10 protein-coding genes are annotated in these 10,846 nt (G+C 56.9%); 5 read left to right on the top strand and 5 right to left on the bottom strand.

The window, feature by feature from the left end:
- Positions 1–1,079, top strand: a 1,079-nt coding sequence (locus AC2FF7_RS21015) for a COG4223 family protein (RefSeq protein ID WP_496906272.1), incomplete at its 5' end; no start/stop codon positions are given.
- A gap of 10 nt (positions 1,080–1,089) precedes the next feature.
- Positions 1,090–2,586, top strand: a complete 1,497-nt coding sequence (locus AC2FF7_RS21010; RefSeq protein WP_496906271.1) for a heme biosynthesis protein HemY — start codon at positions 1,090–1,092, stop codon at positions 2,584–2,586.
- Between the two features lie 39 nt (positions 2,587–2,625).
- On the opposite strand, the gene AC2FF7_RS21005 is transcribed toward AC2FF7_RS21010, so the two are convergent.
- From AC2FF7_RS21005 to AC2FF7_RS20985, 5 genes are all read right to left on the bottom strand, one after another.
- Positions 2,626–3,399 (bottom strand): citryl-CoA lyase, encoded by a 774-nt coding sequence (locus tag AC2FF7_RS21005; protein ID WP_480868850.1) that lies wholly within the window; start codon positions 3,397–3,399, stop codon positions 2,626–2,628.
- Complete coding sequence (locus AC2FF7_RS21000) at positions 3,396–4,583, bottom strand: CaiB/BaiF CoA transferase family protein (RefSeq protein WP_480868849.1); 1,188 nt, start codon at positions 4,581–4,583, stop codon at positions 3,396–3,398. The genes AC2FF7_RS21005 and AC2FF7_RS21000 overlap by 4 nt, the downstream gene beginning before the upstream one ends.
- Positions 4,573–6,084 (bottom strand): tripartite tricarboxylate transporter permease, encoded by a 1,512-nt coding sequence (locus tag AC2FF7_RS20995; RefSeq protein WP_170355570.1) that lies wholly within the window; start codon positions 6,082–6,084, stop codon positions 4,573–4,575. Before AC2FF7_RS20995 ends, AC2FF7_RS21000 begins: the two co-directional genes overlap by 11 nt.
- A gap of 1 nt (position 6,085) precedes the next feature.
- Positions 6,086–6,568 carry a tripartite tricarboxylate transporter TctB family protein gene (locus tag AC2FF7_RS20990; protein WP_170755555.1) on the bottom strand — a complete coding sequence of 161 codons (483 nt, stop codon included), beginning with the start codon at positions 6,566–6,568 and terminating at the stop codon, positions 6,086–6,088.
- Positions 6,569–6,634: 66 nt separating this feature from the next.
- Positions 6,635–7,615 (bottom strand): Bug family tripartite tricarboxylate transporter substrate binding protein, encoded by a 981-nt coding sequence (locus tag AC2FF7_RS20985; RefSeq protein WP_170355568.1) that lies wholly within the window; start codon positions 7,613–7,615, stop codon positions 6,635–6,637.
- A 108-nt stretch (positions 7,616–7,723) separates the two neighbouring features.
- Here AC2FF7_RS20985 and AC2FF7_RS20980 point away from each other — a divergent pair, with 108 nt between their 5' ends.
- From AC2FF7_RS20980 to AC2FF7_RS20970, 3 genes are read left to right on the top strand one after another with little or no spacing between them, the layout of a single operon-like run.
- Entirely contained in the window at positions 7,724–8,392 is a 669-nt protein-coding gene (locus AC2FF7_RS20980) for a response regulator transcription factor (protein ID WP_170355567.1), read from the top strand.
- Positions 8,382–9,743 carry a sensor histidine kinase gene (locus AC2FF7_RS20975; RefSeq protein WP_480868846.1) on the top strand — a complete coding sequence of 454 codons (1,362 nt, stop codon included), beginning with the start codon at positions 8,382–8,384 and terminating at the stop codon, positions 9,741–9,743. The genes AC2FF7_RS20980 and AC2FF7_RS20975 overlap by 11 nt, the downstream gene beginning before the upstream one ends.
- Positions 9,722–10,726 (top strand): ABC transporter substrate-binding protein, encoded by a 1,005-nt coding sequence (locus AC2FF7_RS20970; protein WP_480868844.1) that lies wholly within the window; start codon positions 9,722–9,724, stop codon positions 10,724–10,726. The genes AC2FF7_RS20975 and AC2FF7_RS20970 overlap by 22 nt, the downstream gene beginning before the upstream one ends.
- Positions 10,727–10,846: the final 120 nt, after the last annotated feature.

Raw genomic sequence — 10,846 nt, 5'->3', positions numbered from 1 at the left:
AAGCCGAAGCCGAAGCCGAAGCCGAAGCCGAAGCCGAAGCCGAAGCCGAAGCCGAAGCCGAAGCCGAAGCCGAAGCCAATCTTGAACGTTTCAAGGAGAACCTGTCCGAACGTCATTCGGAAAAGAAAGGTGGCTTTGTTCCGGCGTTGATCGGCGGTGCGATTGCAGCCGCAATCGGGTTCGCGGCGGGCAGTGCTGGTTTGTTCGACTCCGGCAGCTCGGACGCGTTGACCACGCTCGAGGCAAAGCTGACCGATCAAGCCAACCAAATCGACGCGCTCTCGAAATCTCTGTCCGATGGCTCGGACTTGGAAAGCAAGATTGCTGCTTTGACAGAACAGTTGGCTCCGATCACTTCGGATCTGGACGCCGTCCAATCCGGCCTTGATGGTTTGTCAGGACAGATCCAGCCTCTGGCTGATCGCTTGGCCGCGCTGGAAAGCGGCGCGCTGACCCAAGGAGCCACCCCCGAAACCACAGCCGCATTTGAAGCCGAGTTGAAAAAACTGCAGGACTCGCTGGCTGCCCAACGCGCCGAGGTTGAAAAGATGGTTGCGGAAGCTCAGGCTCTGGAAGCAAAAGCTTCGGATGAGGCTTTGGCCGCGACCAATGCAGCGATACTGTCTAAGCTCCACGGGCAGTTGGATGCAGGGCAACCCTATTCCGACCTTCTTTCCGAGCTGTCAGCTGGCGGGGTCGAAATCCCGGGCGCGCTGTCCACGGCGGCCGACAATGGAGTTGCGACGGTTTCGGCCCTGCGTGAGGATTTTGCGCCAGCCGCCCGCGCTGCTCTTGCCGACGCCCGAGAGGCGGAGAAAGGCACGGGGATCGTCGCGTTCCTCCAGCGCCAGACGGGTGCGCGTTCGGTAACACCGCAAGAGGGTGATGATCCGGATGCGATCTTGTCTCGTGCGCAAGCGGCGCTGTCCGCCGGTGATGTGGCTGGGGCTTTGAACGAACTGAAATCTCTGCCCGAGGCGGCCCGTGCTGCGCTGGCTGAATGGGAACAAGCGGCGCAGACACGGGTATCTGCCGTGGATGCCGCAGATGCGCTTGCTTCTGGCGCGAACTCGAACTGAAGGACCTGCCATGCTGTGGTCACTGATAAAAATCCTTGTATTTGTTGCCATTGTTGGCCTTCTGGCTATCGGTGCCGGGTTCCTGATGGAAACCAGCGGCGGTATTCAGATCACGGCAGGTGGCACGGAATACACTCTGGGGCCTTTGCAATCGGTTATTGCGCTGGGCGTGTTGGTCTTTGCGATCTGGCTGTTCTTCAAACTGCTGACCCTTCTGATCGCCACGCTGAAATTCCTAAATGGCGATGAAACCGCCCTGTCGCGCTATTTCGACCGCAGCCGTGAACAGCGCGGCTATCAGGCGCTGGCTGATGGGCTGATGGCACTGGCTTCGGGCGAGGGGCGCATTGCCATGTCCAAGGCCACCAAGGCCGAAAAACTGCTGAACAAGCCTGAACTAACCAATCTGCTGGTGGCACAGGCGGCCGAGATGAATGGTGACACCAAGAAAGCCTCGGACACCTATAAGAAACTGGTGACGAACAACGCCACCCGGTTTGTGGGCGTGCGTGGTATCTTGAAGCAGAAACTGGCCGAGGGTGATGACGATACCGCCCGGAAGCTGGCCGAAAAGGCGTTGGCGATCAAGCCGCGCCACGCCGAAACGCAGGATATTCTGCTGGGTTTGCAGACCAAGTCGCAGGATTGGACGGGCGCGCGTTCGACTCTGACGGCCAAGCTTAAGGCTGGTCATCTGCCGCGCGACGTGTTCAAACGCCGTGATGCAGTGCTGGCGCTGTCCGAAGCCAAGGGCATTCTGGACGAAGGCGCCACGGTCGAACAGCAAGAACACGCGATCGAGGCCAACCGCTTGTCGCCTGATCTGGTTCCTGCCGCTGCGATGGCCGCGCGGGCCTATATCGAAAAGGGCAAGCCGCGCGCCGCGACCAAGATCCTGAAAAAAGCGTGGGAGGTGCAGCCGCATCCCGATCTGGCCCATGCCTTTGCGGAAATCGCGCCGGATGAAACGCCGGATGCGCGGATCAAGCGGTTCACCGCCCTGACCCGTATCCACCCGGAAAACCCTGAAACGCGCCTGATCCTGGCCGAGTTGAACATCGTGGCCGAGGATTTCCCCGAAGCTCGCCGTGCGCTGGGCGATGTGGTAGAAAAACAGGCCGATGCCCGTGCCTATACGCTGATGGCGGCGATTGAACGGGGCGAGGGCGCCCCGGACGCGGTGGTGCAGGGATGGCTGGCCAAGGCGCTGAACGCGCCGCGCGGGCCGCAATGGGTCTGCGACAACTGCCATGATATCCAGCCCGAATGGGCTCCGGTCTGCCAGAACTGCCACAGCTTTGACACGCTGAGCTGGCAAACTCCGCAAACGCCCGAGATCGCCTCGGCGACCGGTGTTCACATGCTGCCCCTGATCGTTGGCGCGCTTGAAGACAAGGTCGAGCCGGAGGTTGAAGAGCCGGAAGAAGAAGTTGCGCCCGACGTGATCGAAATGGAGGCCGAACCCGTGCGCCCCGATGTCGAGCCTGCGATCGAAGAGAAGGTCTGAGGACTCGGATCAACGGACACTTTAGAACCTTGATGCCACTTACGTGTCGCTGGGCAAGTACGTCCAGCGATACTTTGGCGGGGTCGGTCCCTTGTTTCGGCCACCCTGCTGAGACTGTTCCCACGCATGTGCAAGAATGCCGACAGAACGGGACAGGCAAAACAGGCCGCGTGCCAGCGGCGCGTCAAAACCAAGCTCGGCATAGATCACCGCTGTGGCTCCGTCGATATTCATCGGAATGGGTTTGCCTTTACGCTGCGCCAATTCGCCTTCGATGTCGATCGCGACAGATTTGTAGCGCCCATCACAGGCACCTGCCTCAATCGCTTCGTCCACAAGGCTCATCAAACGTGGTGCGCGTGGATCCGCTGGGGTGTGAAAGCGGTGGCCGAATCCGGGCAGAATTTTCCCTTGCGCGGCAATCCAGTCATCCAGCGCCGGGCCAACGGCGGATGGGTGAGCATTGACAAACTGATACAAGGTCACCGCTTGCTCGCCAGCACCGCCGTGGATGTCCCCTAGCATGTTCACCGCGCTTGCCATGGCATTGTTGAGTGGCAGTCCACACGTTACTGCCATGCGGGCCGTAGCGATCGAAGGGGCTTGTGGCCCGTGATCCACGGCAGCAACTAAGGCGGCCTCGAACAATTTCAACTGTGCGGCGGATGGCCTGTCTCCGCGCACTATGAACCAGATCATTTCTGCGAAACCAAGGTTGCCGATAAGGTCCTGAATAGGTGTGCCCCGCAGGTCTATTCGTCCGGGTTCCATGTCGATGATGGATGTTGACCACCAGTCAGCGACATCGCTCATATGATCCCCTCCTTCGTCAACGCGTTTATTTCGTCACGGCTCAGACCAAGCTCAGACCAGATCACGGCATTATCTGCCCCCAAGTCCGGTGGGGCGGTCCGGGGCATTCTGCGTTGACCATCCATCACAACAGGGCTGCCGGTCAGTTTCAGCTCGTCGCTGTGGGACGGCAAAGATCCAATCAATCCGCGGCCTGTAAGCTGTTCGTCAGCCAACGCTTCGGGCACGGTCATCACCTGCCCGGTCGGAACGCCAATCGCGTTCAACTCGCGAACCCATTCCCGGGAGGGTCGGGTGCGCAGCGTGGCTTCAAGATCGTCCCTCAGGGTATGGCGGTTCCTCTTGCGATCTTCACGCGAGGCATAGTCAGGGTTACCCAGCAAATCTTCCCGTCCAAGATGTCGAGCAAGCGCCTGCCATTGTTCGTCACGATTGGCCGCGATGTTGATCGGGTTATCCGCAGTGGCAAAGGTTCCTGACGGGGCGGATGTGGTGTTTTCGTTGCCATGCGCTGCCGGTGTGACATCCCCGATCAGGTAGTTCGACACCACCCAGCCCATGGTGGAGATCACCGCCTCGGACATTGCGATATCCAGAAACGTGCCGCGTGGTCTGGCGTTCAGGGCCGCACTGATCGCAAAAGCGGCCGTTAGCCCCCCGACGGTATCGGCCAGCGGGTAGCCGACGCGATAGGGCGCTGTATCGGCTGCTCCGGTGATCGACATGACACCGCTGATACCCTGAACGATTTGGTCGTAGGCCGGGTCTTTTTTGCGAGGACCGTCCTGCCCAAAACCGCTGATTGCACAATAGATCAGGCTGGCATTTTCAGCGCGCAGAACGTCATAGCCAAGGCCAAGCCGGTCCATTACACCGGGCCGGAAATTTTCGACCAGCACGTCGGCGGTTTGAACCAGCTTCTTCAGCAAGTCTTTGCCCTTTGCTGGCTTCATATCCAGCGTGACGGATTTCTTATCCGCGTTCTGGGCGAGAAAACTGATGCCCATCCCGGCCTTGTTGCGGTCTGGGTCTGCGCCCAACACCCGAGCAAGGTCGCCGCCCTCAGGCCGTTCGACCTTGATCACCTCGGCCCCCATCAGGGCAAGCTGATAGCAGCAATACGGGCCCGCCAGAACATTCGTCAGGTCAAGAACTCGTATTCCTGCCAAAGGCTCAGTCGCCATCGGCGATACCGGCAGCCCGTGCCCGTGCGCGACGCGCGCGATAGCTGGGCAGCAGCACCAGCAGCGCGGCGATGACCAGCAGGCCCAGCGTCATGGGGCGTTCCCAGATAAACCCGATCCCGTCATAAAGCTGCATGGACCTCGCAAAGTTGTCTTCCATCATTCCGCCAAGGATGAACCCGATCAGCAGCGGGGCCAGCGGATAATCGGCAAACTTCAAAGCCGTGGCGCAGACGCCGAAACCCACAAGGATCAACAACTCCGTTGCATTGTTCTGCCCAATATAAGCGCCCATCAACGTAAAGAACAAAATGAACGGTATCAGGTAGTTGCGCGGAACGGATAGCACCTTTGCGATGTAAGGAATCAGCGGCAGGTTCAGGATCAACAGGACAAGGTTTCCGATAAACATGGACATGATCACAGCCCAGAAGATCTGAGGCTCATCCAGCATCAGACGCGGACCGGGTGTCACGTTCAGAGCAATCAGCGCGCCCAGCAGGATCGCCGTGGTGCCGGAACCTGGAATACCCAAAGTCAGCAGTGGAACGAATGATCCTGTGCAGGCCGCGTTGTTCGCTGTTTCCGGGGCTGCCAGACCCTTGATCGAGCCTTTGCCAAATTCTTCCTGTTCCTCTTTCGGAGCGATGTTGCGTTCAACAGCGTAGCCGAGGAAGCTGGCGATTGTCGCACCGGCGCCGGGAAGAACGCCGATGAAGAAACCTTGTACGGACTGCCGTCCCACAACTGGCGCAATTGCTTTGGCTTCTTCTTTGGTGATGCGCAGGTCCTTGATCTCACCATCATCACCTTTCAGATCTTTTGGCTTCAGGACCAGAAACAGCGCTTCGGGCAAGGCAAACATGGCCATGGCCAGCGTGATGAAGCCAAAGCCGGATTGCAGGTCCATGATTCCCATGGTGAACCGAGGCAGGTTGAACAACGCGCCTTCGCCGACAGTTGCCATGATCAGCCCTAGGACTGTCATGATGACGGCCTTGGCGACTTGCCCGCTTCCAGCAAAGGCTGCGATGGCTGAAAGACCGACAACCATAAGCGCGAAATACTCGGCCGAATGGAACAACAGCGCCACTGATGACAGGGCAGGGGCAAACACCATTAGAAGCACAGCACCCAGCGTGCCGCCGGCAAAACTGGCGATCGCAGCGATTGTCAGCGCCTTGCCTGCTTTGCCTTGTCGTGCCATCGGATAGCCATCGAAACTTGAAGCTACCGTGCCCGCGACACCTGGCGCGTTCAGCAGAATCGAGGATGTCGATCCTCCAAAGATCGCTCCGTAATACACCCCAGCCAAAAGGATCAGTGCGGCGGATGGGTCGCCCATCGAGATCGCAACCGGGATCATGATGGCGATGATCGACATCGGTCCAAGACCGGGCAACATCCCGATGAACGTGCCGATCAGGCACCCAGCGATAACCATCAGTAGGTTTTGGATTGAGAATGCCGTTTGCAGGCCGATCAGAAGTCCTTCAAGCATGTCAGCCTCCGAAAATGCCCGGCAGGGGGCGCATGTAAATGCCAAGAACTTCCTGAACCAGATACCAGACGGCCCCAGTAGCGATGAAGGCAACAGGCAGCATGATGTGCCACTTGCGCTCACCCAGAATGAAAGAGCCAAGGATCAGGAATGCCGATGTGGAAATCAGGAAACCGACAGGACGCAGGCACAAAGCGTAGATCACCATCAAAGCCAGCAGCATTAGCGCCTGATCCAGATGGTAATCACCCAGCCGGCGATAATCGATGTCGGCTTCCTTGATCTCGGACTTTTCAAAGCCCAGCAGGATAATTGTCGTCGTGACGATACCCAGAATGGACAGCACTTTGGGGAAGGTGCTTGGCCAGATGGGATTTCTTTGCATGAAGGGGGGAAGGCTACCGTCCATCGTGAACCAGGCGGCGTAGCCATATGTTAAACAAACACCCAGCAGAACGAGCGCGATCCAGCGATCCAACGCCATGATGCCCCCTCCTTTTTTGTTGTCTTTGGGGAAGGCAGAGCGGCGGTCCGCTCTGCCGATTTTCAGTTAGAGAAAGCCCAGCTTCTTCATCAGATCACCGATCTGCTGTTCCTGCTGCTCAAGGAACGTCTGGAAGTCAGCGCCCGAGTTGTGGATGTTGACCCATCCGTTGCGCGCCCGAACCTCTTCCCATTCAGGAGTGTCGTACATCTTGGCGATTGCGTCTTGATATGCCGCCAGCTTGTCTTCCGGTAGACCAGGTGCTGCGAAGAATCCGCGCCAGTTGACGAAGGTGGTATCAATACCCTGCTCCTTCATGGTCATCGCATCAGGAGCGGCGTCAACGCGTTCTTCCGATGTGACACCGATGATTTTGACTTCGCCCGCGTTCGACAGGTCAACAGCTTCCGAGAAACCCGTCGACAGAGCCGCGATTTCGCCGGACAGAAGCGCCGCCATGGCTTTGCCGCCTGCGTCATACGGAATGTACTTTACGCCCAGAGCGTCTTTGCCAGCTGCTTCCATGACCATGGCTGCAACCAAGTGATCCATGCCGCCCGGTACCGAGCCACCACCAATTGCTGTGGCCGAAGGATCTGCGTCAAAAGCTGCCAACAGATCGTCCATCGAGTTGATCGGGCTGTCTTTGCCTACGACGATCGCCGCATAGTCACCGATGGTGCCTGAAACCAGAGTCAGGTCGCGGAAGTTATGCGGGAAAACACCGGTCAGCGAACGGATTACGATGGGCGTTGAGTTCACCATCAATGTGCCGTGATTGCTGTCAGCGTTTTCAATCAGAAAGCCGATGGCCTTACCGCCGCCGCCACCTGACATGTTCTCATAGGATGCAGTGCCAACAAGACCCGCATTCGTAAGGGCTTCACCCGTGCCGCGGGCAGTTCCGTCCCAGCCACCACCGGCACCGCCGGGGATCAGAAAGTGGATGCTGTCCACGACTTGATCTTCGGCCAATGTCGGGCCGGTCAGGCCGATTGCGGCCACAGCTGCGATTAGGGCGCGACGGCCCAGTTTAATCGTTGTCATGATTTCCTCCCGTTTGACAACCGGCCGCATGGCGGCTCAGATTGGATGGAACAAAAACACACCAACCTGACATCAACCTGTCACGCGGCAAAATACTGAAAAAGCCTGATGAAATTTCTACTTGTCGAAGACAACCTGGACCTCGCGAACGCGGTCAGTTCGCGCATGCGTCTGGACGGTCATGTCATTGATCACGCAGCGAATTTGGAGGACGCAACCGCCTTTGTCGAAACCGAAGAATACGACCTGATTCTGTTGGATATCATGCTCCCAGATGGGGATGGCCGAGACTTTCTGAAACGGCATCGGGCAAGTCGACTGGACACTCCCGTGATTGTATTGACCGCGCGCAGTCAGGTTTCTGATCGAATCGGTTCTTTGGATCTTGGGGCCGACGATTACGTCACAAAGCCATTTGATCACGCTGAACTCGAGGCTAGATGCCGTGCCGTTTTGCGTCGCAAATCAGGCATCACAAAAACGACGATCGAGATGGGCGGCATTGTCTTCGATCCGGTCGCGGGGCATTTGGTCGTCGCCGGGGACATCGTTTCTTTGCGGAATCGTGAATTGCGTATGATGGAGCTGTTCATCAACGCACCCGGTCATGTGTTCTCGAAACAGAAGCTGGCAGATCGGCTGTTTTCCTACGATGACAACATTTCAGACAACGCCATCGAGGTCTATGTGGGCCGATTGCGCAGGCATCTTGAAAAGTCGGACCTCAAGATAACTACTCTGCGCGGTCTGGGGTATAGGCTGGATCATGACAACTAATCCGACCGTTTCAGGGTCATTGCGAAACAGGCTGGTGCTCGCGTTGATTGGCGGTGCGGCTGTTCTTGCAATTCTTCTGTTTTTCACAGTTCGCAATTACGCGGCGCAGGTGGCACAACAAGGTCAGGACAACATACTTGAAGCTTCAGTGACATCAATACTGGATGCTGCGGCGCTCAGAGATGGTGCACTCGAGGTAGATATCCCGTACGCAGCATTTTCAATGCTGAGTACTCCGTCAGATGACCGAGTGTTCTATGCGATCTTTCAGGACGGTGAGTTCCTATCGGGCTACGAAGACCTTCGGTTTGCTGGTGGGCTCGGAGAAAGCGATTGGTCGTTCAAAACCGGCGAAGTTCGCGAAGAACTTATCCGACAGGTCAGCGCCAGCCGGACTCTTGTTGGACTTGACCGACAAACCGAGGTCGAAGTCGTACTGGGTCAAACTCAGGATGCGCTTTCCGAAACTCTTGATCAGATTTCGCGCAATGCTGCTTTTCTTGGGTTGGGGTTCTTTCTACTCACCGCAGCTTTATCTTTCTGGATCACGTCGACAACCATTGGTCAGCTCAACAAGTTGACGACTTCGGTAACCCGAAGGGGGCCGCAGGATCTGAGTCCTTTCAAAAAACCAGTGCCACGAGAAATGGCGCCGCTTGTCATGTCCTTGAATTCCTTGATGGGCCGGTTGGATCAGTCGCTTAGCCAATCCGAGGACTTTATCGCCGAAGCGGCCCACCGCGTCAGGACACCTTTGGCGACTGTCAGATCATACGCCGAAGCCACGCTCCACCGCGTGGAAAGAAAAGAAAACCGCGAGGCGCTGCGTGCTATGGTTCGCGCGATCGACGAAAGCTCGCGCGCAGCAGGTCAGCTTTTGGATCACGCCATGATTACGTCTCGCGCGGACCGGCTAGAGCGCGAGAATGTTGACCTTGTCGAATTGATCCAAGAGCTGGTTCAGCGTTTGACGCCTATCGCTGAAATGAAGGAACTGTCGCTCTGTCTGACGGGCGATAAATCGGTTCCGTATTCTGGAGATCCTATTCTTATTCAAAACGCTGTCAGAAACATGATCGACAACGCGTTGAAATATGCACCTGCAGACAGCATCGTAGAAATAGAGGTCACAGCGAAACCCGAGATTAAGGTCAGCGACACCGGGCCCGGCTTTCTTCCCAGCGAAGTTGACAGACTGACCCGGCGATTTGAGCGTGGGGAAAACGCTGTAGGAACCATTGGCTCTGGACTGGGACTAACCATTGCAAAGGATGTGGCGACTGCACATGGGGGAATGCTGGTTCTATCGAACCGGCCAATGGGGGGCGCATGCGTTACATTATCGCTTTGATGCTGGCTTTTCTGCCCGGCGCTGGATGGGCAGAAGACTGGGAAGATCAGTTGATTTTCAACGAAGGCGCAGAGGGTCCCAGGCTGCGGGTAATCTCGAGCACGGACACAGTTCTATTTGCGCCACTGATCGAGGAGTTTGTGGCGAAGAATCCCTCAATTAGTGTCGAATACCTGGTCTCGGGCACGGCCGATATCAACATGCGGGTCCGAGCCGCTGCTGATGCATTTGACGTGGTCGTGTCCAGTGCGATGGATCTGCAACTCAAACTGGCCAATGATGGGTATGCCCTACCAATCGACGACATCGATACACCGCACTGGGCACAATGGCACAACAGCCTTTTCTCGTTCACCACTGAGCCGGCGGCCATTGTGATCAACAGGGCGGCATTTGAAGGCCAGCAAGTTCCCGTAACGCGCCAAATGTTGATCGAAGCTTTACGGAAACGTCCGGAGGAATTCCGTGGCAAGGTAGGCACTTATGATGTTCGCCAGTCCGGTTTGGGTTACCTCTTTGCAACGCAGGATGCGCGAGCTTCGGAAACCTATTGGCGCTTGATGGAAGTTATGGGCGGGCTTGATGTGCGGCTGTATTGTTGTTCGGGCGAAATGATCAATGATCTGGCCGATGGCACGATTTTGGTCGCATATAACGTGTTGGGCAGCTACGCCGCTGTCCGAGCCGAAGGTAAAGATGCGCTTGAAGTTATTTTTCCGACTGATTTTCAAACGATTATGATGCGTACAGCTTTGGTTTCTAATGCAACTCGGGAACCAGACGCAGCAGAAGCTTTCATCCGCCATCTCGTTGCCGAAAAGTCTGCCGCGCAGGAAACGCAGTCCTCCCTCCCGCCGCTGACGTCTCCGGGAGGGGTGACTGACAGAGAAACGATTGGATTGAACCCGGCTTTGCTGACTTTTTTGGATGACCTTAAGCGTAAAAAGTTTCTTTCCGCATGGGAAAATGCGGTGATTCAATAGGCAGCGGAGACCATCAAGTAGATCTGAGCGCGAACTTGTAACGCGCTGAATTTCTAAGTCGCAAACGAAAAAAGGTTACGGCCGAGGCGAGCACCGAATTCGTGTTCAAGAGCCAATTGT

The sequence above is a fragment of the Ruegeria sp. YTSC325 genome (genome assembly GCF_059609525.1).
This window is presented reverse-complemented; position numbering and strand designations above follow the sequence as displayed.